Genomic DNA, 23528 nt, shown 5'->3' with positions numbered 1-23528 from the left:
GGGTTCAGGCGTCGGGCGGGCTGACGAGGACGAGCTGGGACAGGGGAGCGTGCGCCCCGGTGTCCAGGACCACCCGGTACAGGTCGGGCGCCTCGGGGGTGAAGCGGGCGGTCAGCGTGCGGTCCGGGTCGCCCGGCCGGGTGGTGAGGGTGAGCGGGTGGCCGGGACGGCCGGTGGTGGCGCTGTGGACGGTGAGGCGCACGCCCGCCGGCGTGTCCAGGCCGGTGGCCCGCAGGACGAGGGGCTCGCCCCACGTCCCCCCGAGGCGGGGGGTGTCCAGGCCGGGCCCGTCCGCGTGGCCGTCGTCGGCGAGGTGGGCGCCCTGCGGGCGTTCCAGGGCGATGCGGCGCACCTGCCGCAGGACCTCGTCGTGACGCATCAGCATGCCGTGCTGGCCGAACACGTAGGTGACGGCCTCGGTGCCGACCCTGGCGGACGGCACGTGGACGGTGCCGTCGCCGGAGGCGTCGCGCCTGACCGGGATGCCGGTACGGGGATGGCGGAGGAGTTCGCGGTCGTCGCCGACGTCGAAGGCGTGCCGGCGGCCCACCGCGACCGCCCGGCCCGTGCGCGCGTCCTCGTCCAGGCTCTGCACGGTCGCCTGGGCCTCGCCGACGATCGCCCGGTGCCCGGGCAGCGCGAACCCGCTCGCGCGGTGGCGCGCGTGCTCGCCGAGGGAGCGCGCGGCCAGGTCCCCGTCGCCGCCGAACCGGGCGACGTCCGCCGGGGTGAGGCGGTCCACGTCCAGGCCGCGGTCCACGCACCGGTAGCCGGGCAGCAGGTCGTGGACGCCGGGCAGGGTCGCCGCCAGTGCGTGGACGCGCCGCACCATCCGGCCCGGCTTCGCCTCGGCCTGCAGGACGTTGAGCGCGAGGACCGCGTTCGCCGAGCCCAGGAACGGGGTCCCTACGGTGATCACCGCCCGGGTGTCGGCGGCCAGTTCCGGATCCTGCTCCAGCGCCGCCCGCACCACGAGCCCGCCCATCGAGTGGGCGGCGAACAGCAGCCGGGGCGAACGCTCGCCCGCTGCGCGCCACTCGGGCCGGGCGGCCACCTGCTCCCGCCACCGGGTGAGGTGCGCGCGGGCTGCACGGGCCAGCAGGGCCCCGTTGTAGGCGACGGCCAGGCGCCAGTCGTACGGGAACGGCGCCACCGCCTCCGGGGCCAGGGTGACGCCCTGCAGGGCCTTGCGCAGGTCGGTGTAGGGGTCGAGGCCCTGGAAGAACGGCAGCCAGCACGGCTTGGTCAGCAGTGCGGTGGCGCCGACGCGGGTCAGCGGGCCACGCCGGGCGGTGTCGGCGTCGGCGGCCCGCTCCCGGGGATCGGCGTGCAGCGCGGCCAGGCGCTCACCGCCCGTCAGCAGGTCGGTGAGCATCGCCGGGTCCACGCCCCACAGCGGGCGGCCCGTCGCGGTGTCCTGCAGGACGCTGCCCATGATGCCCGGCACGATGACGCACGCGTCCCTGGTCCGGTCGTCGAACACCGGCGGTGTCATGGCACGGCAGTACGGGTCGAAGCCGTCCCCCACAGTCCCCATGCCACCCGACCATAGAGCAGCACACCCGCCGCCCGCCGGGGCTTGGCGGAGAAAGCCCGTGGCGCCGCGGCCGACCGCGCGCGGTGCCGGCGAGCCCGGCCCGGGGGGCGGGGCGGTACACGCTGCGGACGGCGGCGACCAGGTGTCTGGCATGTTCTTGACGTTCTGTCGAGGTGACCCGCCCGGGCCGGGGTCGGCTGGGCGAGAATCGCTCTCCTTGGCACCGAGGTGCCATGTCGAAGCACCACTTGACTGACTGTTCACCACTGTGAAAGGCGAGGTTCAGAGATGAGTCTCAAGGCCAAGCTCGTTGCTGCCGCGACCCTGTCGGCCGCGGTCACCGCCGTTCTTGCCGCCCCGGCCGTCGCGGCCCCGGCTCCCGTTGCCCCGGTTGCTGCCGTTGCTCCCGTCGCTGCGGAGGCGAGCAGCAGCTCGGTGACCGAGGAGCAGTGGCTGGCCGACGTCGCCGCCGCGATCGCGCCCGCCCGCGCCTACGTCGAGCAGCGCGTCTCCCAGCCCTCGGGCGGGAAGCCGGCGATCGTCCTCGACATCGACAACACCAGCCTGGCGACGCACTTCCACCCGCTCGCGATGCCGGGCATGGCGCCGGTGGTGGAGCTCGCGCAGTACGCCCACTCGCGCGGGGTCGCGATCATCTTCGTCACCGCGCGGGTCGACTTCATGGAGGCCATCACCCGGTCCAGCCTGCAGAGCGCGGGCTACACCGTGGACGAGCTGCACGGGCGCGGCATCGGCGACCTCTTCAAGTCGGTGCAGCAGTACAAGACGGATGAGCGGATCAAGGTCGAGAACGAGGGCTACACGATCATCGCCAGCATCGGCAACAACTGGACGGACCTGAACGGCGGCCACGCCGAGCGGACCTTCAAGCTGCCGGACTACGACGGCCTGCTCTCCTGACCCACCTCGCCGGGGCGCTGCCCGGCCGGGGAGTGGGAAGTCGGCCCGGTCGACTTCCCACTCCAGGGCGCACGACGGGTCCGGGGCCCCGTGGTCCGGGCCGGCCGCGCCCTACTCGGCGACGCGCCTGATCCGGCGTACGTTCTCCCGCCCGCAGGTCGCGCAGACGATCCACTCGCACAGCCAGCCGTCCCAGGCGAAGGCCTCGCTCGCCCGGTTGCAGTCCTCCCAGCCGCAGAAGACGCAGTCCGCCTCCTCGCCCTCCGGGTACCGGAACGGGTGGAGGATCGGGCGCCCCCCGAGGTCGGGACGCCCCAGGAACCCGCAACCGGGGCACTTCCACCACTCGTTGGTGCCCCCGTACGCCCCGGCGCGGGTGGTCTCCCGGACCAGGTCCCGCGCGCACTGCGGGCAGGACCCGGGCAGGGCCTCGCCCGTCCGGTCCGTCCCGCCCGTTCCCTCCGACTCCCCGACTCCCACGCCGCTCTCCCCACCCCGGGCCGACACGTCCGCGGCACCAGCCTAGTCCGTGGGCGTCGCGGCGAGCCCGGTGCGGACGGGCTCATGTGCGGGCGGGGTGCACGGGCAGATGGGCGGACGGGCTCAGCGCCGCCAGCGGTAGACGGCGTCCCATTCCTCGGTGATCCAGGTGCCGTCGCCGACCGGCATCACGGTGTCGACCTCGGCCATCGGGTACTCGATGCGGCCGTGCAGGGCGCCGGTGGCGGGGTCGGCGAGCCAGTGGCTGTGCTCCCTCCAGCGCTCCTGGCCGAACACGTACACCGCGGCCTCGTCGTACGGGTTGTAGAGCGTCACCATCGCGGTGTCGTCGTCCACGAACCCGCTGAAGGTCGAGATCTGCGGGTCGTCGTGCACCGAGCAGTCGCCGGTGCCGGGGGCCGGGAAGTCGCTCAGGCCGAGCGTGGCGGTGACCCGGTACGAGGGGAGGCTGTGCCAGCTGACGTCCTGTCGCCTGCGGTCGACGGTCATGCAGCGGGCGTTCCGTGAGTCCGCGCCCAGGTACTCGCGCTCGTTCAGGAGCAGGTCGCCCCGGCCCGGTGGCAACTGCCGGCCCAGGACGATGCCACCGGACTCCCACCGCGCCTCGAAGTGCGTGGCCCCCGCCTGCCCGCCGGACACGGTGACGCCGCTGACCTCGTCGTTCTCGTCCCAGAGCAGGCTGACGAACCGCTCGTAGCCGCCGCACGGGAGCACACTCCGCGCCAGCACCGTTCCCGCGGCGTCCAGGGTGAGGATCAGGGTACTGTCGGACAGCCCGGAGGGGAGCCGCAACCAGATCCGGAGTTCCCGGTCGGCGCCGCCGGCCGAGCCGGAGAAGTCGAGGTAGCCCCAGCGGTTCACCTCCCACGTGCCGTACGGCTGTTGCCACAGCCCGGTGCCGTCCGGGGCGACCGCGACGTACTCCGTCCCGGCGCCGAAGACGGCGAACGAGAGGTCGGGAGCCACCCACTGCCGCGACCACCGGTTGGGCGTCGGGGCCGGGAACTCGGCTCTCAGCTCGGCCTGTTCCTGCAGTTCGTAGATGCGCAGCGACTCCGGGCTGCGGACCTCCAGCCGGGGAACGGGGCCGGTGGGGTCGAGGTAGCTGTGGGCACCGTCCCGGTCCGGGATCGCGTACTTGGCCACCAGCCGGGGTGTGATCGTCATACCCGAATCCTCTCGCGTCGGGCCGGTCTGATGACCGGCGCGCCCGCGTGAGCGCGGGTCCCGGGTCCCGGCGTCGGTCGACCGGTGCCGGACGGACACCGCCGCCCAGCTGTTCCACCCCTGGGCCCGAGCCGGTCCGGTGGGCTCTCCGTCGGCCGTCCGGACGGGGGCGTGGACGGCTCGCACGGGCCCTCCGGGTCGCCTACCACAGGCAAGGGACGCGTGGGTGGCGGGTGGTCGCGTGTCGGCGTTCGCGCGCCGGATGGCCCGGCAGGTGGCATGGTGGTGCGTCACAGGTGGGCGGTCCGCCGCGCCGGAGCGGTACCGTGTCGGCCGGTGGGTGGCACGACCTGCCCACCGGAAACGACTGTTGAGGAGAAGGCACCCCAGTGGCAACCGACTACGACGCCCCGCGAGACACCGGCGACGGAAGCAGCGACGAGAGCATCGAGGAGCTGAAGAGTCAGCGCGAGGACAAGCAGAGCTCCGTCGTCGACGTCGACACCGAGGGCGCCGAAGGCCTGGAGCTCCCGGGTGCCGACCTGTCCGGTGAGGAACTCACCGTCCGGGTCGTGCCCATCCAGCAGGACGAGTTCACCTGCATGACCTGCTTCCTGGTGCACCACCGCAACCAGCTCGCCGGCGAGGACAAGAACGGTCAGCCCATCTGCCGCGACTGCGCCTCCTGACGGCCGCCGGGCCCACGGGGCCCGGAGAGCCCGAAGAGGCCCGAGAGGGCCCCGTGAAGGCCGGTGAAGGCCCGAGGAGGCCCGTGAAGGCCCGTACGGGCCCGAGCGGCGGCCGCGGACAGCGGCATCGAAAACCGGACCGCCCGGGTGCCGACTCAGCAGAGTCGGCACCCGGGCGGTCCGGGGCGTACGCGGGGGTCCGGAGGCCGGACGCCCGCGTACGCGCGGTCAGGCGCTGACCCGTTCGGGCTGCTCCGCCCGGAGGCCGGCGGGCTGCTCGGCGGTGGCGGGGGTGTTCTCCCGGGGCGTGGGCAGCACGGCCATGATCAGGGCGGAGACCACGATGGTCGCGGCCCAGGCGAGCCCGTACTTGCCGACGAAGGTGTCGGACAGCGGGCCGGCGAACCAGTCGCAGCTGGTGAAGGCGAGGCCGATCAGCAGCGCGAGCACCCACGACACCATCGCCTGCCAGCAGAAGCCGCCGACGTACCAGTAGCGGCTGTTCCTGCTGGTGTCCATCAGCGCGTCGGCGTCGTAGCGCACCGCGCGCGACCGGCGCCGGAACATGTCGACGGCGTAGACGCCGATCCAGGCCGAGAAGGAGACGGCGAGCAGGATCAGGAAGGTGATGAAGGAGCCCAGGAAGCTCTTGGCGACCAGCATCAGCAGCAGGCCGCCGACCAGCGAGATCACGGCGTTGATGCTGACGGCCAGGGCGCGCGGGAGCTTGACGCCCATGGTCTGCGCGGTGAAGCCGGCCGAGTACATGGAGAGGCTGTTGATCAGCAGCATGCCCACGATCGCGGTCAGCAGGTAGGGCACGGCCAGCCAGGTCGGCAGCAGGTCACCGAGGAAGGAGACCGGGTCGGCGGCCTGCGCCAGGCCGGGGGAGGCCACCGCCATCACGGCGCCCATCAGCACCATCGGCACCATGACCAGGCCGGCGCCGGAGACCGTCACGCCGACGATCTTCTTGCCGGAGGCGGCGTGCGGCAGGTAGCGGGCGAAGTCCGGGCCGGTCGGGACCCAGCTGATGCCGCCGGCGGCGATGGTTCCGATGCCGGCGATCATCATCGCGGTGGTGCCGGCGGGCTTGGCGAAGACCTCGCTCCAGTCCATGGTCGCGACCAGGTAGCCCAGCACCAGGATGCTGAAGACGCCGAAGAGGTACGTCGACCAGGTGTTGCAGACGTTCAGCGCCTTGCGGCCCATGCCGGAGACCAGGAAGGTGCAGGCGACGAAGAGGAAGAGCGTGATGACGATCAGCGCGGTGTTGCTCTTCACCCCGAACATCAGGTCGAGGACGGTCAGCACGGCGTAGGCGCCGGTGACGGCGTTGATCGTCTCCCAGCCGAACCGGGCGATCCAGAGGATCGCGCCGGGGAAGAGGTTGCCGCGCACGCCGAAGGTGGCCCGCGAGAGGGTCGCGCCGGGCGCCCCGCCCCACTTCCCGGAGACCGACAGCACGCCGACCAGGCCGAACGAGACGAGCGCGGCGCACGCCGCGACGATCAGGACCTGCCAGAAGTTCAGCTGGTTGAGCACCACCAGGGCCGCGCCCATGGTGAGCAGCAGCACGCTGATGTTCGCGGCGACCCAGGTCGGGAAGAGCTCGCGGACTCTGCCCCGGCGCTCGTGGTCCGGGACGGGTTCGATACCGCGCGTCTCTATCGCGCCGTCGGCGGTGGCGGCGGTGGACGTGTTGTCCATGAGGGTGGCTCCGTGCGTGTGAAGCGGGAGATGAATCGGGCAAATGGAACATTTATGGAAGTCTCCGCGCGTAGCGCGGAAGTTGAGTTATCCTACCTTTGTTCTGGAGTGACCCGATTGATGCGGTTGCCCGCTAGGGATCGCACGCGATCGGGCAGGGGCGGCCCGCGATGCCGGCTCGGTGCCGGGGCCCCGGCCGGTGGCGTTCCGGGTGGCCGTGGGGCACTCCGTCCGACTGGCGGGATCTTGGCGACCTCAGGCGTTCACGCCACTCGTGGGGCGAGCCCGGGGACCGGAGGATGGAGCCGTCGCCGACCGGGGGAACCGGGTACGGCGCGCACCGGACCCCGTCCCGACCAGCCGGAACACGAGGTACTCGCATGTCCGCCACCGCTCCCGCCGTCGCCGCTTCCGTGGAGATCGCGTCCGCCGCCACCGCTTCCGCCGAGATCGGCGGCGCCGCGACCACCGGCGCCGTCCTGAGCGTGCCCGCCGCCGCCCCCGCCGAGGCCGCCGCCCACTTCGCCGCCCGGCTCGCCTTCGAGGCGGACGTCTCCGACGTCCACGCGGACCTGGTGTCCGGCGCGCCCGGCGTCGTGGTGGTCGACACCCGCAGCGACGCCGCCTGGGACCAGGGCCACATCCCCGGCGCCCTCCACATCCCCGCCGCGCGGATCGCCGAACTGGCGCCGCAGCTGATCGACCCGGCCCGGACCGTGGTCACCTACTGCTGGGGCCCCGGCTGCAACGGCGCGACCCGCGCCGCGCTCGCGTTCGCCCGCCTCGGCTACCGGGTCAAGGAGATGCTCGGCGGCTTCGAGTACTGGGCACGCGAGGGCTTCGCCTACGACTCCGCCACCGGCACCGAGCAGCGCCCCGTCGACGACCTGACCGCCCCGCGCTCGGGCATCTCCTGCGCATGCTGACGGACCCCGCCCGGCCGGCCGGCGCGATCCGCCCCGCCACCGTGGCCGACCTTCCGGCGGTGGCCCGGCTGTGCGCCGCCCACGCCGCTTTCGAGCGAGCCGAGCCGGTGCCCGCCGATCTCGCCGTCCGCCTGGAGCCCGTGCTGTTCTCGGCACGTCCGAGAGCGTGGTGCCTGGTCGTCGACCGGGGAGGTGAACTGATCGGCTACGCCACCTACTCCCTGGAGTTCTCCACCTGGCGGGCGGCCGACCACGTCCACCTGGACTGCCTGTTCGTCACCGAACCGCACCGGGGAGAGGGCTGGGGGAAGGCCCTGCTCGACGCCGTGCAGGACGCGGCAACGGTCCGCGGCGCGGCACACATCGAGTGGCAAACGCCCGACTGGAACGCCGACGCGATCCGCTTCTACGGCCGCGCGGGGGCGCGGGCCCGGCCCAAGGTCCGGTTCTCGCTGACCGCGGACCCGGCGGGCGTCCCGCCCCGGGCGTAGCCGTCGCCCGTAGCTCCGCCGACGGGTGCCGGGGCGTTGCCAGCGCACTGCCGGCGCTCTGCCAGCGGTCTGCCCGCGAGGTGCGGAACGGTCGGACGTGCCGGGCGGTACGCCGCGACCGAGGAGCGCGTTCGACCGCCCGGCCCGTTGACGAAAGGGCACCGGCATGACTCCTACCTCCCCTCCCCCCGGCCCCGCCGCAGGACCGCGCCCGCACCGGGCGTCCCGCACTGCGGCGCGGCGTACGGCAGCCGGGTGGCGGCTCGGCGCGGGCGCCGCCGCGGCCGCACTGCTGGCCGCGGTGTTCCCGGCGACGGCCCTGGCAGCGCCGGACACCGGGCCGGTGCCCCGCCTGACCTGGGAGAAGTGCGCGGACGGCTTCGAGTGCGCGACCGCCCGCGTCCCGCTCGACCACCACGACCCGCACGGCGCCGGGATCGACCTCGCTGTCATCCGGCACCCCGCGGAGGACCACGCGCACCGGATCGGCTCGCTGTTCTACAACCCCGGCGGCCCCGCCGTTTCCGGCACAAAGGCCCTGCCCGCGATGCTCGGCCGGTTCCCCGAAGAGGTGCGCAAGCGCTTCGACATCGTCAGCTTCGACCCGCGCGGCACCGGAGCCAGCACTCCCGTCCAGTGCTTCGACGACTCGCAGGACGAGCAGGCCCTGCTGGCGGGCACCGCCGCCGGCTACCCCGAGGGCGAGGACCAGCAGCAGGCCTGGAGCGCCGCCTACCGGCGGCTGGCCCGGCAGTGCGCGGACCGCAACCCCGCCCTGCTGCCGCACATCTCCACCGCGAACGTCGCCCGGGACATGGAGCGGCTGCGCCGGGCGGTCGGCGACCGGCAGCTCACCTACCTGGGCACCTCGTACGGCAGCTACCTCGGCGCCACCTACGCCAACCTGTTCCCCGGCCGGGTCCGCGCCATGATCCTCGACAGCGCACCGGACCCGGTCGCCTGGTCGACCGGCCGCGGCGGGCAGGGCGCCACCACGGGCACCCTGCTGCGCAACGGCAGCGACCTGGCCGCCGGCCGCGTCCTCGACGCGTTCCTCGACCAGTGCGGCCAGGCCGGCCCCCGGGTCTGCGCCTTCTCCGCGGGGACGGCCGCCGCCACCCGGGCCAGGTACGGCGAACTGCTCGCGCGGCTGCGCACCCGACCGGTCGCGCTCGGCGGGATGACCTTCACCGTCGGCTCGACCCTGGAGACCACGATCCTCTCCCTCTACGCCGCCGCCCCCGTCCCGGGTATCCCCGGGACCGGCTGGACCCAGCTCGGCGCGACGCTCGGCGCACTGTGGGCCGCCACCGAAGCGCCCGCCACGCCGACCGCACCACTGCCGCCCGTTGTCCACGAGTCGCCGGACCAGGTGCTCGCGGTGGCGTGCTCGGACAGCGCCGACCCGCCGGCCCGGGCCGACCACGCCGCCCTGGCCGCGCTCGCCCGAGCCCGCTCCGGCGAGGTCGGCCCGTACTTCGCCTGGGCCGACGAGCGCTGCGCCGACTGGCCCGCCCGGGACCGCGACCGGTACGACGGCCCCTGGAACCACCCGACCGCCCAGCCGGTCCTGGTCGTCGCCAACACCAGTGACCCGGCCATGCCGTACGAAGGCTCCCGCGCGATGGCTCGCTCGCTCGCCCGCGCCCGACTGCTGACCGTCGACGGCTACGGCCACACCGTGCTGGCCAACTCCAGCGACTGCGCCGCCCGGCACGAGACCCGCTACCTGGTCGAAGGTGTCCTGCCCGCCCCCGGGACGGTCTGTGCACCCGACCGGCAGCCCTTCGGCGGCTGACCGGGCACCGGCGCACTGGCTGACCGGGTTCCCGCCCGCTGGTTGACCGGGCACCCGCGCCCGCCGGCCGGCCGCTTACCCGCTCCGCCGGCTGGCCGCGCACCCGGCGGAGCGGGCGACGCGGCACGGCCGTGGTGGTCCGGAGGGTCCGTCAGCCCGCCTCCAGGACCAGCGACTCCGGCCGCGGCAACGCCAGGCCGCGCTCCCAGGCGGCCCGGAACCCGGCCTCCCCGAGGGCCTCGGCGCAGCCGTCCAGGACGGCCCGCAGCTCCGGATCGCCCGCGTCGTGGGCCCCGCGCAGGCCGTACGCCGCGCCCAGCGCGGCGGCCCCGCGCGCCGGGTCGCCGACGGCGAGGCAGTACTCGGCGTACCCCTCCAAGACGTCCGCCCGCACCGGCCGGTCGCCGCTGTCCGCGGCCAGCTCCAGGGCCCGCAGGTGCAGCGCTGCGGCCGCGTCCGGCGCGCCGCGCCGCCGGCGGGTCCGGGCCAGACCGGTGTGCAGCAGGGCGAGCAGGTGCAGCCGCGCCGGGGCGCCGGGACCGGTCGCGGGCAGCTGCTCCAGCCGCCGCAGCGTCTCCTGCAGGCCGTCCGCCGCCGCGTCCAAGTCGCCGGTCCGCCGGGCGAGTTCACCGAGTGCGTAGCGGGCGGCGGCCTGCAGGTGCGGGTCCCGGGCGCGGGCGGCGGCGGCCAGCGCGCGCTCCAGGTCCGCCCGGGCCGCCGCCGCCTCGCCGCCGCGCGCCCGCAACCGGCCCGACAGCAGCAGGAGCAGCGGCGCCTCGCCGCGACCGCCCATCTCGACGTCCCGTTCACCGGCCTCCGCGAGCGCCGCGAGTGCCTCGTCCGCCGCGCCGGTGACGGACAGCAGCGCGGCCAGCGTGACCAGGGCCATGGCCAGCCCCCAACGGTCGCCCAGGGCCCGGAAGTCGTCCACCGCGGTCCGCAGGCAGCGCTCGGCGCGCCCGATCCGGCCCGCGCCCAACTCGACCCGGCCGAGCACCAGTCGGGCGGCCGCCCGGACCCACTGGTCGGGATGCCCGCCGTACCGCTGCGCCGTCGCGCCCACCGCGCCCACCGCGCCCACCGCGCCCACCGCGCCCACCGCGCCCACCGCGCCCGGCGGGCTCGGCGCGTCCGGCGGGCTCGCCACGGCGAGCAGCAGCGAGGCGGCCAGGGCGACGGGGTGGTCGGACTGCTGCGCCGTGACCAGGGCCGCGCCCATCGCCTCGGGCGGGATCACGGCGTCGCCGGTCTCCCGGAGCGGCGCGGTGAGCTGCGCCAGGATCACGCACCGGGCGTGCACCTGCTCCAGGCCGGGCGGTGGGACGTAGCCGTGGGCGGCGAGGACGGCCGCCGTCCACTCGCCGGCCTCGCGGCCCTGGCCACGCATCAGCCACGGCCAGGCCCGTGCGGCCGTCAACCGCAGCGCGAACTCCGGTGGGCCGACGGCGACCGCCCGGCGCAGCGCCGCGTCCAGGTTGCCCTGTTCCGCGTCGAGCCGGGCCAGCAGGCCGGTCTGACCGGCCGTCCGCAGCCGGGGTTCGGCGTCCTCGGCGAGTTCCATGAAGCAGCGCAGGTGGGCGTCGCCGGTCCGGCCGTCCTCGCCGGCCTCGACGAGCCGTTCGGCCGTGTACGCGCGGACCGTCTCCAGCAGCCGGTAGCGCACCGGCCCGGTGCCCAGGCCGACGACCGTGGCCAGGGACTTGTCGACCAGGGACGCCAGCAGGTCCTCCACGGCCGTCGGGTCGGGCGCCGGCCCGCCCGGCCAGTGCCCGGCGCAGACCAGGTGCGCGTCCGGGAGGGTCGCCCCGCCGGCGAACACCGAGAGCCGGCGCAGCAGGACGCGCTCGTCCTCGTCGAGCAGCTCCCAGCTCCAGTCGATGACGGCGCGCAGCGTGCGGTGCCGGTCCGGAGCGGTGCGCGGGCCGCTGTCCAGCAGCCGGAGCCGGTCGTGCAGCCGCGCGGCGATCTGCCCGGGGCTCAGCGCCCGCAGCCGGGCCGCCGCCAGTTCGAGGGCCAGCGGGAGGCCGTCCAGCTCCCGGCAGATCCGGACGACCGGCTCGACGGTGTCCCGGTCCACGGCGAATCCGGGGCAGGCCGCGGCGGCCCGTTCGGCGAAGAGGGCGACGGCCGGGCACGCGAGCGCCTCCTGCACGGTGGCGCCGGGTTCGGGCACGGCGAGCGGCGGCACCGGCCACAGCACCTCGCCGGTCACGCCGAGCGGTTCGCGGCTGGTGGCCAGCACGGTGAGCCGGGGCGCGGCGGCCAACAGGCGATGGGTCAGCCGGGCGGCCTCCTCGATCAGGTGCTCGCAGTTGTCCAGGACGAGCAGGACGTCCCGGCCCTCCAGCGCCCGGACGATCCGGTCGACGGGGTCCCCGGCCGGCTCGCCGGTGGGCAGGCCGCCGGACAGCACCCCGGCGTCCGCCGGGTGGCAGACCGCCGTCAGCACGGCCTGGGCCGGCCCGTCCGGCCCGGCCGCGGCCGCGAGTTCGGCGACCCGTACGTCCGGTACGTCCGGTGCGCGGCGTGCGGCGTGTGCTGCCGGTACGGCGCCGGCGTGTGCAGCCTGTGCGGCCGTTGCGGCGGCGACGGCCAGCCGGGTCTTGCCCACGCCTCCAGGCCCCGTCAGCGTGACCAGGCGCGACCGGCGCAGCCGTTCCGCCACCGCCGTCAGTGCCTCGTCGCGGCCGACCAGGGCGGTGATCCACCCGGGCAGCGCAGTGCGCCCGGCCACGCTCGCGCCCGACGCCCCGGCCGGCCCCGGGGCGAGCGGCTGCGCGCCGGACAGCACACGCAGGTGGGCGTTCTTCAGTTCGGCGGACGGGTCGGCACCCAGCTCCTCCGCCAACGACCGCCGCGTCCGCTCGAACACCTCCAGCGCCGCCGCCTGCCGCCCGGTCGCGTGGAGCGCGCGCATCAGCCTGACGGCGGTCCGTTCGCGCAGCGGGTGGGCGACGCACAGTCCGGTGAGCTCGGCGACCAGGCGCGCGGGCGCGTCGGTCCCGCCGAGCGCGAGCAGGGCGTCGGCCCGGTCCTCGACCGCCGACAGCCGCAGCTCGGCCAGCCGGGCCGCCGGCGCCGCGGCGAACCCGACGCCTTCGGCGTCCGCGAACGGCGCCCCGCGCCAGAGTTCCAGCGCCCCGTCCAGCGACGCGACCGCCTCGGCGAACCCGCCCGCCGTCAGTGCCGCCCGTCCCGCCGCCGCCTTCTGCTCGAAGTCCCAGGCGTCCACGCTCCCGCGGGGCAGGTCGAGCAGGTACCCGGCGGGGTGCGAACCGATCACGGCCCGGTCGGCACCCAGCACCCGCCGGAGCCGGGAGACCAGGGACTGCAGGGCACCGGTCGGCTCCTCCGGCGGGGTGTCCCCCCAGAGGTCGTCCACCAGGCGCTCACGGGTGACCACGCGCCCGGGGTCGAGCGCCAGCCGGACCAGCAGCGACCGGAGCCGGGCCCCGCCGACCTCGAAAACCTCCCCGTCCGTACCCCGCACGACCTGAAGCGGCCCCAGAACGTTGATCCGCAAACCCGCCTGCCCCTCGTTCAGCACCGCCGACAACCAAGATCATTGTCCCGGTGGCCGACGGCAGTGACCCGACGGGGGTCCGACTCCCGCCCGGTGCCCGTTCGCGGGGACCGGTGTCACGCCTTCTCCCGGCGGACTGCCGACGTCGGCCGGCCGCGCAGAACTGCCGGGGGCGCCCCGATCGGCGGTCCGGGAAAACGGACTGCCGGGCAGTCCGGTGGGCACCTGTCATCGGCCCCGTGATGTCGAAGCCGCCAGGGTCGAATGCCGCGTCGGTCGCCGCGCTCTGTCAGCGCGCCTGTGACGCCTCGGTGGGCTGCGTGCTCGCCGCGGTCGGCTGTTCCTGCTGATAACGGGCGTTCTTCCCCGGCCAGTTCGGAGCGATGAACGGCGGGCGGTCGACCCGCTCGAAGCACCGCAGCAGGAACTCGGTGAACGGGCCGGCGGTTTCGAACCATTCGCCAGCTTCGCCCCAGACGATGATGCGCCAGTCGTCCGGATCCGCTTCCGAGGCCAGGAAGAAGTAACAGTCGGCGTCCTCGTCGCACCCCCACGCGATCAGACCGCCCTCCTCCGGGTGGAACGGCCACGGGAACAGCTCGGGATCCCGCTCGGCCGCCGCCCCCACCCCTGGCACCAGAGGCGCTCCGCCTCCTCCCGACTGCCGTCCAGCGGCCGGTCCACCTGCCCGTACCCGTCCACGGAGCCGGGCCCGTGGAGATCCAGAAAGGCCTTGAAGTCGGTCGGCAGGGCCAGCCCCAGGCACGCCTCCGACACCGACCACAGCTCGGGCCGCGCCCGCCCCCACCGCTCGGGCTCACCGAGCAGCTTCCTCAGCCTCTCCAACGCTGTGGCCGCCATGGCCTTTCCCCTCCGACGCGCGAACGATGCCGGGTGGCATCCTGCCCCCGGGGGCTGACACTCCCGCGATGGTCCTCGCCGTTCGGCGGCCCGCGCAGTGCGCAGCGATGGGCGGTCCGCATCGACGAATCCTCGTGTCCGCCAGCCAGTGGCTCGGCCCAGATCCTCGGCTCGGTATTTGATCTCCAGGGTGGGCCGGATCGCATTAGCCTGTCGGGGTGACTCGGACCGGTCGGTATCGATGGCGTACCCGTCTGCGCAGGTACCTGCCCTGGTACCTCGTCGAGCGAGGGCTCGGCGGCAAGGGCAGTAAGGATTGCGGAGCCCACGAGTGGTACAACCACGACGGTGCTGTGGCACTTTGCTACCACTGCGAGGTCGGTGAGCGTCCCTGGGCCGGAGCTTCCGGCAACGCCTGACCGCACTGGCGGGTCGACCGGGCGTGCGTCCGGGATCAGGCCGTTCCCAGGTTCTGATCTTGGAGGTGTTCGTGGGGCGGGCGTCGTCCACGAGTGTTCGTCCGGCTGGTGAGCCCGGAGGAGGGGCGGCGGCTTCAACGGATCGGCCGGACCATCGAGTTCGGGGCGCTTCGCTGCTTCGCGTTCGAGCCGGATGTCGCGGAGCGCTGCGCGGCCGCCCGGGCGTCAGGTCCGGGGCTGCAGCAGGGTGGGCCGGGGGATGCGGCTGATCACCGAGCCGATGAGGGTGCCGATGGAGACCCCGAAGACGGCCGACACGGCGGTGAGCAGGGCGTGCGCCCCGTTGGCGACCTCGATCTGTGCGGTGTTGAGCAGGCCGAAGGAACCCGGCACCACGACCCAGAACGCGGGCAGGTAGAGCACCTGCCAGGACGAGCCGCGCCGCAGCCAGTGCGCGACGGTGGCTGCCGCCGCGGCGGTGACCGCGCCGGCCAGACCGCCGATCGCCGCGCCGTTGGCGGAGGTCACGGTGACCTGGACGGCGGCCGTCACCGCGATCACCGCGACGATCCACGGGATGGCCGGCGGCGGGGTGTGCACGTTGATCACGACCCCGGCCACGGTGAGTGCCAGCCCCAGGCAGATCAGCCACCAACTCGGTGTGGCCACCTGGGTGTTGGCCAGGGCGGAGGCCGGAACGCCGGTGACGGTGCCGGCGGCCACCACGCCGGCGAGGAAGAGCGCCAGCTGCACGGAGCCGGACGCCAGCCGGGCGGTGCCGGCGCTGGCCGCACCCGCGGCGATCTCCGACAGTCCGGTCACCAGGAGGCTGCCCGGCAGCAGGATCGCCAGCGTCGCGACGATCGTGCGCAGCGGCCCGTCCAGCAGCGAGGCGCGGGCCGCACCCAGGACGAGGACGGAGACGAGGAAGCCGGCGGTGACCGGCAGCAGCGGCCGGAGCAGCGGCATCCGGCGGGCCGCCATGGTCAGGCCCACCACGATCAGGGAGCCGATCCCGGCGGCGACGACGTTCGCCGCCACGGGTTGCAGGTAGAGGCACAGCCCCACGCCGACCGGCAGCATCCCCAGGTCCGCGACCCAGCCGGGCCAGCGGGCCGGCGCCCGGCGGATCGCGTCCAGGTCGCGCAGCGCCCGGTGTCCGTCCAGGTCGCCCGCGCGCAGCCGGTGCACCACGTCGAGGAGGTCGGCCGTCTGCTCGAACCGCAGTGCGGGGCCGACGGGTTCGAACGCGGTCGCGTCGTCCGCGCTCAGCGAGACGAACAGCCCGGTGGTCAGGGCGGCCACCCGAACGTCGGGCGCGCCCAGCGCCCGTCCGAGACCGCGCAGCTCCTCCTCCACGTCGTGGACGGGCAGGCCGCCGCTCAACAGTCCTGCGCCGAGTTCGAGCAGGAGGCGTCGGCGCGGGTCGGCCGGGGCGTCGGCGCCCCGGCCGGGCGGAAATGTGCTGGACATGGCGGGTATGGTCGCATACCGCCCGCTTTCCGCCGCGTACGGGGGCGGCCGTGACGGTGGGGGCGGCCGTGACGGCACTGCGGACCCCGCGGTGGCGCAGCCGGCCCGAACGCCCGAGGCCTGGACCCCGGACGGCCTGGACGGCCGGTCCTGTCAGTGGCGGTTGTCGGCCTGCGGCGAGTCCGAGAGGTCGGCGAAGGGGAGGGTTCTGACGTGGGCGGAAACGGGTGGGCGGTGACCGGGCTGGGCTCCCGACGGCCGGCCCACGCGGGAGCAGTGGGACGCTTCGACATCGCAGCTGCTCGCCCCCGTCGGCCGCGCGATCGGCCGGTGCACGGTGCTGTACCGGGACGGCGAACCGGCCGAGGTCGCCTACTGGGGCTGCACCGCGGACTGGTGCAGCGCCGCGTTGATCCTTCGGGGGTCCATGCGGTTTCGAGTGGGCTGCCGTCGGAGGTCCGGCGGTAGGGCTTGGCGTCGTGTTCGTCGTGGGCCAGGACGAAGGCGGCGCTCGACGATGCCGACGAAGGGAACCTCGCGCCGCACGACATACTCCCGGCGGATTACTTCGGTACCTCGCGGGGGTGACGGACGACGCCGGAATGTTTGCACCCGCGGGCTGATTCGATGCGGAGCTGCGGAACCTAGCGTCTCCCCCATGAAACGCAATCGCCGTATCAGCGCCGTCGCGGCGCTGGCGCTCGCCGCCATCGTCACCGGAACCGGCGCCGGGTTCGCCGCCACGACCACACCGTCGGCCACACCGGTGGCCACGCACGCGTTCGACACCGCAGCGGCCACGGCCACGGCCACGGCCACGGCCACCGCGCCCACGCGGTCATTCCAGGGCGCGCTCCCCGCGCCGACGGGGCCCTACGCCGCGGGCGAGGACGTCATCCACCTCACCGACGCGAGCCGTCCCGACCCGTGGGTGCCGTCATCCGGCCCCCGTCAACTGACCGTCACGATGGTCTACCCGGCCGTCCCCGGGACCGGGACCCCGGCCCCGTACATGACCCTCGGCGAGGCAACCGGAGTCCTCCAGCGCCGGAAGCTGCCGGCGAGCTCCGGCGTCACCCCGCAGAACCTTTCCGGCGTCACCACGCACGCCTTCGACGGCGCGCGGCCGCAGAGCGGCAAGCATCCGCTGGTGGTCCTCTCAGCCGCGTACGAGAACCCGCGCATGACGCTCACCTCGCTCGCGACCGACCTGGCCAGTCACGGCTACGTCGTCGCGCTCGTCGGCCACACCTACGAGGACAGCGGCGAGACGCTGGCGAACGGCCAGACGTCGCCGTGCGCGATCTGCGATGGCCCGGCGGGGCTCGACTTCGACTCCGTCGCCGCCGGCCGTGCGCTGGACGTGTCCTTCGTGATCGACCGGTTGACGCACGGCAATAGCGCGTGGCGCCTGGCGCACCTCATCGACAAGCACGAGATCGGCATGGCCGGACACTCCATCGGCGGAGCGGCGGCCGCCGCCACGATGATCGCCGACCCGCGCGTACGGGCCGGAGTGAACATGGACGGCTCCTTCCACCCGGTCCCGACGCCCGGCCAGATCAACCGGCCGTTCCTCATGCTGGGCGCGGCCGACAACCTCTCGGCCGACGGCGACAACTGGGGGCACGCCTGGGCTGCCCTCGGCGGCTACAAGAAGTGGCTGGCGGTCGCCGGCGCCGACCACTTCAGCTTCAGCGACCTGGACCTGCTCCTGGAGGAGGCCGGGTTCCCGACGGCGCCCCTCTCCCCGGAACGCGGGGTGGTGATCACGCGCGAGTACGTGACGGCGTTCTTCGACCAGACGCTGAAGGGGATCCACGGTCCGCTGCTGGACGGACCCTCGCCGGACAATCCGGAAGTACTCTTCCAGCACTAGTGCGGCGCCGCGTTGGCACCGGCCTCGGGCGGCGCCCGGGGCCGGCTGCTCGATGCCCTCGGCGGTCAGCAGGGCCTCCGTCCATGCCACGGGCATGCGGGCGGAGGGAGCGCGACCGCCACCTCGTTGCCCCCGTCTCCAGGAGGGCGGTGGCGAGTCGTACGGTCAGCTGCTCAGGCCGGCCGGCGATCTCCAACGCTCCCCACGGCGTCCGCATCAGGCGGTGCAGGACGCGATCCGGAGCGGCCGGGTCGCGTGCCACCCCTTCGAGGATGTCGCGTCGGCCGCACCCGTGACCGCCGGTGGCTCCAGGACGCCGGACACTATCGGCCGGACGACGGCGCGTCGAGCTGCTCCGGACCGCCCTGTCGGGCGAGGGCCGCCGTCCACTGCGGGAACTGGGTCACCGGTACGGCGGACGGGGCGGTGGAGCCCGGGCGCTGCGCCGTGGCGGGGAGGAACGCGACGCGGCAGCGGCGGCACAACCAGGCTGCCCGCCACACCTGGTGGAGCTGTTGCCACTGCTCGTAGCTCTGCGGCCACCGGTCCGCCGTGGACGTGCGGCGGCTTCGGTGATCGAAGTGGACGGCGAGTCCGATGCCCAGCAGGACCGCCGCAACGAGCAGGGCGCCGTAGTGGTAGCCGACCCGGTACGCGGCGTCGGAGCCGGCGCCGTCGTCACCGGAGAGCAGGGTGCGCAGGCCCAACAGGCCGAAGAGGCCGGCCAGGACGAATAGGGTGATCGCGGCCCCGGTCGTGCCCCCGGGCTCGGGCGGCATCGACAGCAGCTCCCGGGTCGGCGGGTCGAGGGGCCGGTCGGCGTCCAGCAGGGCGTTCCGTACGGCGGCGGTTTCGTCCGCGGCCGCGCACGTCGGGCAGGTGGTGCTCATCGAGAGGTGGCTCCGGGGGTGAGGCGCGGCGTGCGGAGGGACACGTAGGACAGTATGGAGAACTGACTGATCATATGACCGGCCCCCGGGGCCTCGCCGCGCCCCGGCTCACCCGTCGGACGCCGGCGCCTCAGCCGGTGGCGCCGTCGGTGAGCTCACGGACGATGTCCAGGTGTCCCGCGTGACGGGCGTACTCCTGGAGGACGTGGAAGAGGATCCAGCCCAAGGTGGGCCGGGGGGTGCCGTCGTCCGGGAAACGGCCGCCGGCCGCGGCGACGGCCGACAGCGGCGTACCCGACACGATGGCCCGGGTGTGCTCGCCACCCGTGCGCAGCCCGGCGAGCAGGTCGGCGGCCGTCTCCTCGGGCCGGACGTGCCAGCGGCCCGCCGGGCCCCGGTCCCCCCAGGGCGCCTCGACCTGCTCGCCCCGGAAACCCCAGCGCAGCCAGCGCTGCTCCATGTGGACGAGGTGCTTCAGCAGTTCGAGCAGGGTCCACCCGGAGGGGAGCCGGCTGGTCCGCAGCTCCGGGTCGGACATGCCCTCGACCTTGGCGCTGATCACGGACCGGTAGTAGTCCAGGTAGTCCAGCAACAGTGTGGTCGGGTCGGACAGTTGCTTGTCGGGCTCGGGCAGCGAGAAGGTCATGGACCGAGTCTGCCACCGCGCCGGCCGGGCGCGCCGAGCGGCACCGTGGTGCGGAGTGGGCACCGGGTCGGGCGACGGCGCGCCGCCGCCGTCGTCCGCGAACGTGCGCGAACGTGCGCGAACGTCCGCGGAGCTCGGCGAGTTGCCGCGAAGGATAGGCTGCCGGGCATGACCCGGAACGCGACCGCTGCACCGACCCCAGGAGAACTGGTCCTCCTCGACTCCGCGGCGGTGGCCGAACGGGCGGTCACTGACGGGGAGTTCGCGGCCGCTGCGCACCGGATCCTGGCGGAGCTGGTGGCGGCGGGCGCCGCGCTGGGGTGGTTGGAGCCGCCGTCGGCGCAGGAGGTCGCGAGCCTGGTCGACCAGGTGCTGACGCGGTCGCGGGCCGGCGACGGAGCACTGCGGGCGGCCTACGTGGACGGGCAGTTGGCCGGGTTCGGCTACTGGCTGCGCCACCGGCGCCCGACCCACCGCCCGCACGCGGACCTGGAGAAGCTGGCGGTCTGCGCCGCCGCCCAGGGCCGCGGCATCGGGCGGGCGCTCACCGCGGCACTGATCGCGGACGCGCGGGCGGCGGGCATCGAGGTGCTCACCCTGGACGCCCGCGGCGACAACGCCGACGCGCTGCACCTCTACTTCTCCCTCGGCTTCACCGAGTACGGGCGGTTGCCGGACTACGTCGCCGTCGGGGAGCGCCGGTACGACAAGGTGTTCGCCATGCTGGACCTGCGTCACGCCTGACCCGTTGGGCCGACCGGTCAAGCCGCCCGGCCCCTCCCCGCCCGTGCGGGGGCGTCAGCCCCGCGGGTGGAGCGGTCCATCAGGCGGCCGGCGAACGGGGTGCAGACCATGGGCGCCGCGCCGACCAGGGCGATCGTTCCCACCGCCTGGGCGCCCAGCCCGTGGACGGGCCGGCGAGCAGGAGCGCCAGGCAGGTCCAGACCGCGGAGAACCCGACCAACACGGGGGTCCGCCTCCTTCGGGCCGGGGGGACCGGTTCCGGGTTCTGGACCGGAACCGGAGCCGGAACCGGAGTCGCCTCGGGCTCCGGCGCCGGTGCCGACACCGGTCCGGCCTCGGGTCAGCGGCCGAACAGCCGCCGCAGGCCGCGGCGTTCGGGCTTGTCCTGCCCGCGGCCGGTCGCGGCCGGGTGGGAGGCCGCGTGGACGGGCTCCGCTTCGGTCAGCAGCGTCACCACCGCGCTCAGGAATGCGGACAGGTCCGGTGCCGGGCCCGAACCGAGGTTGAGGTGGCTGCCGTTCGCCCACTCGCCGAGCACGGTGTAGGGCTCCCCGGTGAACGGGTTCATGGCGTGTTCGAGGGTGAAGTAGCGGCAGTGGTCCGCGCCGCCCGGCTGGACCACGGCGGTGTAGTACGCCTCCGCGGGTGCGATGGGCCGCGGCATGACGATCACCAGCAGCCGGTGCGGGCCCAGCGTGATCAGCTCCGCCTTCAGGCCGTCACCGGGCAGCTGCTGTCCGTCGGGCAGCCGCCCGCCGACGTCGTTCCAGAGGGAGGCGAACCCGGCGCTGAAGCCGTGGTCGGGTTCGTGGGCCAGCATCTTCGGCCCGAGGTCCCGGGCGAGGCCCGCGAGCACCCGGTGCGCGAACTGGTAGTGGTGCGGCCGGGGATCGTTCTCCACGATGTCCATGCGCGGAAGTATGCCGATCACACCGGGATCGGCGGAACCGCCTTTCCCGGTCCGTGATGCGGCGTCGCGCGAGGGGGCGGCCGCTGATCCGGGCGTCGGGAAAATCTTTTGCGCCGCCCCTGCAACCTCGCGGCCTGCCGCACGTCTTCGTTAGTGAGCGGTGGGGCCGACAGCCGGTTTCCCCCGTTCGCGTCGCAGTGCAGCCGCCCTGACGACGGTGCCCGGACGGCCGGGGCCGCCGGGGCGCGCTTCTCTTCCACAGTCATCGCCAGAGGTGGCTGCGGCATGCCCGCAGCCGTGTCCCGGGGGGAACCATGTCCGATCTCACCAGATCCTTCCCAGCTGACTCGGCTCAGCTGCATATGTAGATCACCTGCATATATAGTCACACGACACGAAGGTGCGTCCCGGCACGGGCCGCGCCGCGGTTCGGCACGCCTTCCGACGCCCCGGGTGCCGGGACGCCCGGGTGCCCGGGCATCCCGGCGGAGCCGAACCATCAGGGGAGGAAACAGAGTTCGATGCAGCAGCACAGCGCACCCAGCACGTCCGAACAGCCGAGCGGCGCTCCGGCCGCCACCGCCGTATCACCACCGACCACCCGCGCCGGACGACCCGTCGGCCGTCCCGTCGACAGCCCCACCGGCGGCCTCACCGACCGGCTCGCCGCCCGGGCAGTACGGCACTTCGGGGAGCTGCGCCTGCGCCCGTGGTTCTGGCCCGCCGCCCTGACCGCCGGGTACGTCGCCGAGCTGCTCTTCCGGCTCGTCCTCGCCCGGCACCTGAGCTACCCGTCCGTCCACCCCGACGAGGACTCCTACCTCGTCCTGGCCCGCGTCCTCGCCGGCCGGTCGACGACCGAGATCCCGGTCGGCGTGGTCATCCCCGGCGGCTACCCGCTGCTGATCTCACCCGCACTGCGCCTGGCCGACGACCCGGTGACCGCGTACCACCTGATCATGGGGATCAACGCCCTGATCAGCTCACTGGTCTTCCCGCTCGCGTACGTCGCCCTGCGCCGCCTCGGCCTGCGCCGGCAACTCTCCTATGCCTTCGGCGCGGTGACCGCGCTGCTGCCGCCGGTGGTCTTCTACTCGCAGTTCGTGCTGACCGACGCCGTCCTGCCCGCGCTGATCCTCGCCTGGCTGCTCTGCCTGCACGGCTGGCTCGCCGACGGCCCGCTGCGGCGCCGCGCCTGGCACGCCGTCGGGGCGGGCGCGGCCGCCGGCTACGCGATGGCCACGCACGACCGCGGCGGCGTGGTGGTCGCCCTGACCGCCGTGGTGTTCGTCGGGGTCCTCCTGCTGCGCTGGGCCCCGTGGCGCGCGACCGCGGCCGGCCTCGGGGCGCTCGGCCTCGGTGTACTGGGCGCCGAACTGCTGGCCGCCTGGCTGCACGCCCAGTTCACCGTCCAGAACAGCGACGTCGGCGGGTTCCTCTGGCGGGGCCTCACCGACCCGGAGGCCGCCCAGCGGACCCTCACCCGGACCGCGGGCCAGATCTGGTGCTTCATCGTCTCCACCTGGGGCATCGGCGGACTGGCCGTCACCGTCTGCCTGTTCGCGGTGTTCAGCCGTCGCTTCCCGCGGGCGCTGCGGATCACCGGCGGCGTGCTGGTGGCGCTGCTGGTCGGGACGGCGCTGGCGGCGGCGGCCGCTCTGCCGGACGACGGCCGCATCGACAACTGGGTCTACGCCCGCTACACCTCCTACCTCGTCCCGGCGGCCTTCGTCACCGGCTCCGCGGTCCTCGTCAGGTTCGGCCGCCGCGCCCTCGGCCGGACGGCGGCGGCGACGGCCGGGCTCACGCTGGTCCTCGCCGAGTTGGTGGTCCTGTCGGCCGGCAGCAAGCTGCGGACCCAGGTCTTCGTGCTCTGGGGCATGCCGGACGTCTCGTTCCTGTCCACCGACTGGGGCCGGCTCGCCCTGTTCCGGTCCAGCGCCGCCGCCCTCGTCATCCTCGGCGCGGTCGTGCTGATGCGGGCCACAGGGGGCCGCCCGGTGCTCTGGGCGATCGGCCTCTCGCTCGCCCTGTTCGCCGCCTTCGCCACCTCGACGATCACCGCCCAGGTCACCCAGCCGCACGCGAAGTGGCGCAAGGCCCAGGCCACCGGGTTCACCCGCGCCGCCGGACTGAAGCCGGACGACAACGTGGTGTTCGCCTGGGACCTCGACTGGTCGCTGCGCGCCACCCAGGCCTTCGAGGTCTACCGCGGCCGGGTCTGGTACCTCGACCCGCGGTGGCAGCCCGTCCCGGCGGAGGCGACCGTCGTGGTCACCCCGCTGCCGGCGCCGGGGCAGCAGCCCGAGGAGTACTGGCCCGGCCACCCGGCCGACTGGTACGTCGAGCGCGCCGACGCCGGACAGAACTGGGCGGTCTGGCACCGGCGTTGACCAGGTCGGCGGGCGGCCACCCGGCCACCCGGCCCGGCGCCCCGACCTGC

At 74.4% G+C, this 23528-nt stretch carries 18 protein-coding genes; 8 read left to right on the top strand and 10 right to left on the bottom strand.

The window, feature by feature from the left end:
• Window positions 1–4: 4 nt before the first annotated feature.
• Complete coding sequence (locus ACZ7KX_RS29245) at window positions 5–1537, bottom strand: lipase/acyltransferase domain-containing protein (RefSeq protein ID WP_470329070.1); 1533 nt, start codon at window positions 1535–1537, stop codon at window positions 5–7.
• A 288-nt stretch (window positions 1538–1825) separates the two neighbouring features.
• On the opposite strand from ACZ7KX_RS29245, the gene ACZ7KX_RS29240 reads away from it, so the two are divergent.
• Window positions 1826–2458, top strand: coding sequence for an HAD family acid phosphatase (locus ACZ7KX_RS29240; protein WP_470329069.1), 633 nt, complete (start codon window positions 1826–1828; stop codon window positions 2456–2458).
• A 111-nt stretch (window positions 2459–2569) separates the two neighbouring features.
• Here the strand turns inward: ACZ7KX_RS29240 and ACZ7KX_RS29235 are convergent, their stop codons facing one another.
• Window positions 2570–2938: a hypothetical protein gene (locus ACZ7KX_RS29235; RefSeq protein WP_470329068.1), complete on the bottom strand. Its 369-nt coding sequence runs from the start codon at window positions 2936–2938 to the stop codon at window positions 2570–2572.
• A gap of 123 nt (window positions 2939–3061) precedes the next feature.
• Window positions 3062–4126 (bottom strand): hypothetical protein, encoded by a 1065-nt coding sequence (locus tag ACZ7KX_RS29230; RefSeq protein ID WP_470329067.1) that lies wholly within the window; start codon window positions 4124–4126, stop codon window positions 3062–3064.
• A 389-nt stretch (window positions 4127–4515) separates the two neighbouring features.
• Here ACZ7KX_RS29230 and ACZ7KX_RS29225 point away from each other — a divergent pair, with 389 nt between their 5' ends.
• Window positions 4516–4815: a DUF4193 domain-containing protein gene (locus tag ACZ7KX_RS29225; RefSeq protein ID WP_396545587.1), complete on the top strand. Its 300-nt coding sequence runs from the start codon at window positions 4516–4518 to the stop codon at window positions 4813–4815.
• A 228-nt stretch (window positions 4816–5043) separates the two neighbouring features.
• Here the strand turns inward: ACZ7KX_RS29225 and ACZ7KX_RS29220 are convergent, their stop codons facing one another.
• Window positions 5044–6525, bottom strand: a complete 1482-nt coding sequence (locus ACZ7KX_RS29220; RefSeq protein ID WP_470329066.1) for a purine-cytosine permease family protein — start codon at window positions 6523–6525, stop codon at window positions 5044–5046.
• Window positions 6526–6905: 380 nt separating this feature from the next.
• Here ACZ7KX_RS29220 and ACZ7KX_RS29215 point away from each other — a divergent pair, with 380 nt between their 5' ends.
• The 3 genes from ACZ7KX_RS29215 to ACZ7KX_RS29205 all read left to right on the top strand — a co-directional run bounded on the left by ACZ7KX_RS29215 (window position 6906) and on the right by ACZ7KX_RS29205 (window position 9740).
• Window positions 6906–7451 (top strand): rhodanese-like domain-containing protein, encoded by a 546-nt coding sequence (locus ACZ7KX_RS29215; RefSeq protein ID WP_470329065.1) that lies wholly within the window; start codon window positions 6906–6908, stop codon window positions 7449–7451.
• Window positions 7445–7942: a GNAT family N-acetyltransferase gene (locus ACZ7KX_RS29210; protein WP_470329064.1), complete on the top strand. Its 498-nt coding sequence runs from the start codon at window positions 7445–7447 to the stop codon at window positions 7940–7942. Before ACZ7KX_RS29215 ends, ACZ7KX_RS29210 begins: the two co-directional genes overlap by 7 nt.
• A 166-nt stretch (window positions 7943–8108) precedes the next feature.
• A complete protein-coding gene (locus tag ACZ7KX_RS29205) occupies window positions 8109–9740 on the top strand; it encodes an alpha/beta hydrolase (protein ID WP_470329063.1) in 1632 nt (543 codons plus the stop codon).
• Between the two features lie 151 nt (window positions 9741–9891).
• On the opposite strand, the gene ACZ7KX_RS29200 is transcribed toward ACZ7KX_RS29205, so the two are convergent.
• The 3 genes from ACZ7KX_RS29200 to ACZ7KX_RS29190 all read right to left on the bottom strand — a co-directional run bounded on the left by ACZ7KX_RS29200 (window position 9892) and on the right by ACZ7KX_RS29190 (window position 16016).
• Window positions 9892–13230, bottom strand: a complete 3339-nt coding sequence (locus tag ACZ7KX_RS29200; protein WP_470329062.1) for an AfsR/SARP family transcriptional regulator — start codon at window positions 13228–13230, stop codon at window positions 9892–9894.
• A 322-nt stretch (window positions 13231–13552) separates the two neighbouring features.
• Window positions 13553–13891 carry a hypothetical protein gene (locus ACZ7KX_RS29195; protein ID WP_470329061.1) on the bottom strand — a complete coding sequence of 113 codons (339 nt, stop codon included), beginning with the start codon at window positions 13889–13891 and terminating at the stop codon, window positions 13553–13555.
• A gap of 877 nt (window positions 13892–14768) precedes the next feature.
• A complete protein-coding gene (locus ACZ7KX_RS29190; protein WP_470329060.1) occupies window positions 14769–16016 on the bottom strand; it encodes a threonine/serine exporter family protein in 1248 nt (415 codons plus the stop codon).
• A gap of 658 nt (window positions 16017–16674) precedes the next feature.
• Between ACZ7KX_RS29190 and ACZ7KX_RS29185 the strand changes: the two genes are divergently transcribed.
• Entirely contained in the window at window positions 16675–17895 is a 1221-nt protein-coding gene (locus ACZ7KX_RS29185) for an alpha/beta hydrolase family protein (RefSeq protein ID WP_470329059.1), read from the top strand.
• A gap of 323 nt (window positions 17896–18218) precedes the next feature.
• Here the strand turns inward: ACZ7KX_RS29185 and ACZ7KX_RS29180 are convergent, their stop codons facing one another.
• Together ACZ7KX_RS29180 and ACZ7KX_RS29175 are read right to left on the bottom strand one after the other, a co-directional pair.
• Window positions 18219–18785, bottom strand: coding sequence for a hypothetical protein (locus ACZ7KX_RS29180; protein WP_470329058.1), 567 nt, complete (start codon window positions 18783–18785; stop codon window positions 18219–18221).
• A gap of 130 nt (window positions 18786–18915) precedes the next feature.
• Window positions 18916–19431: a DinB family protein gene (locus tag ACZ7KX_RS29175; RefSeq protein ID WP_470329057.1), complete on the bottom strand. Its 516-nt coding sequence runs from the start codon at window positions 19429–19431 to the stop codon at window positions 18916–18918.
• 168 nt (window positions 19432–19599) lie between these two features.
• Here ACZ7KX_RS29175 and ACZ7KX_RS29170 point away from each other — a divergent pair, with 168 nt between their 5' ends.
• Window positions 19600–20175 (top strand): GNAT family N-acetyltransferase, encoded by a 576-nt coding sequence (locus tag ACZ7KX_RS29170; protein WP_470329056.1) that lies wholly within the window; start codon window positions 19600–19602, stop codon window positions 20173–20175.
• Window positions 20176–20515: 340 nt separating this feature from the next.
• On the opposite strand, the gene ACZ7KX_RS29165 is transcribed toward ACZ7KX_RS29170, so the two are convergent.
• Complete coding sequence (locus ACZ7KX_RS29165) at window positions 20516–21085, bottom strand: hypothetical protein (RefSeq protein ID WP_470329055.1); 570 nt, start codon at window positions 21083–21085, stop codon at window positions 20516–20518.
• 521 nt (window positions 21086–21606) lie between these two features.
• Between ACZ7KX_RS29165 and ACZ7KX_RS29160 the strand changes: the two genes are divergently transcribed.
• Window positions 21607–23478: a DUF1428 domain-containing protein gene (locus ACZ7KX_RS29160; protein WP_470329054.1), complete on the top strand. Its 1872-nt coding sequence runs from the start codon at window positions 21607–21609 to the stop codon at window positions 23476–23478.
• The last annotated feature ends 50 nt before the right edge of the window (window positions 23479–23528 follow it).

The sequence above is a fragment of the Kitasatospora sp. NPDC038210 genome (assembly GCF_055600605.1).
This window is presented reverse-complemented; position numbering and strand designations above follow the sequence as displayed.

Coding starts and splice junctions, on each gene's coding strand:
- ACZ7KX_RS29245 (WP_470329070.1), bottom strand. CDS start 1,537: ATGGGGACTGTGGGGGACGGCTTCGACCCGTACTGCCGTGCCATGACA.
- ACZ7KX_RS29240 (WP_470329069.1), top strand. CDS start 1,826: ATGAGTCTCAAGGCCAAGCTCGTTGCTGCCGCGACCCTGTCGGCCGCG.
- ACZ7KX_RS29230 (WP_470329067.1), bottom strand. CDS start 4,126: ATGACGATCACACCCCGGCTGGTGGCCAAGTACGCGATCCCGGACCGG.
- ACZ7KX_RS29220 (WP_470329066.1), bottom strand. CDS start 6,525: ATGGACAACACGTCCACCGCCGCCACCGCCGACGGCGCGATAGAGACG.
- ACZ7KX_RS29215 (WP_470329065.1), top strand. CDS start 6,906: ATGTCCGCCACCGCTCCCGCCGTCGCCGCTTCCGTGGAGATCGCGTCC.
- ACZ7KX_RS29210 (WP_470329064.1), top strand. CDS start 7,445: ATGCTGACGGACCCCGCCCGGCCGGCCGGCGCGATCCGCCCCGCCACC.
- ACZ7KX_RS29205 (WP_470329063.1), top strand. CDS start 8,109: ATGACTCCTACCTCCCCTCCCCCCGGCCCCGCCGCAGGACCGCGCCCG.
- ACZ7KX_RS29190 (WP_470329060.1), bottom strand. CDS start 16,016: ATGTCCAGCACATTTCCGCCCGGCCGGGGCGCCGACGCCCCGGCCGAC.
- ACZ7KX_RS29185 (WP_470329059.1), top strand. CDS start 16,675: ATGAAACGCAATCGCCGTATCAGCGCCGTCGCGGCGCTGGCGCTCGCC.
- ACZ7KX_RS29180 (WP_470329058.1), bottom strand. CDS start 18,785: ATGAGCACCACCTGCCCGACGTGCGCGGCCGCGGACGAAACCGCCGCC.
- ACZ7KX_RS29175 (WP_470329057.1), bottom strand. CDS start 19,431: ATGACCTTCTCGCTGCCCGAGCCCGACAAGCAACTGTCCGACCCGACC.
- ACZ7KX_RS29170 (WP_470329056.1), top strand. CDS start 19,600: ATGACCCGGAACGCGACCGCTGCACCGACCCCAGGAGAACTGGTCCTC.
- ACZ7KX_RS29165 (WP_470329055.1), bottom strand. CDS start 21,085: ATGGACATCGTGGAGAACGATCCCCGGCCGCACCACTACCAGTTCGCG.
- ACZ7KX_RS29160 (WP_470329054.1), top strand. CDS start 21,607: ATGCAGCAGCACAGCGCACCCAGCACGTCCGAACAGCCGAGCGGCGCT.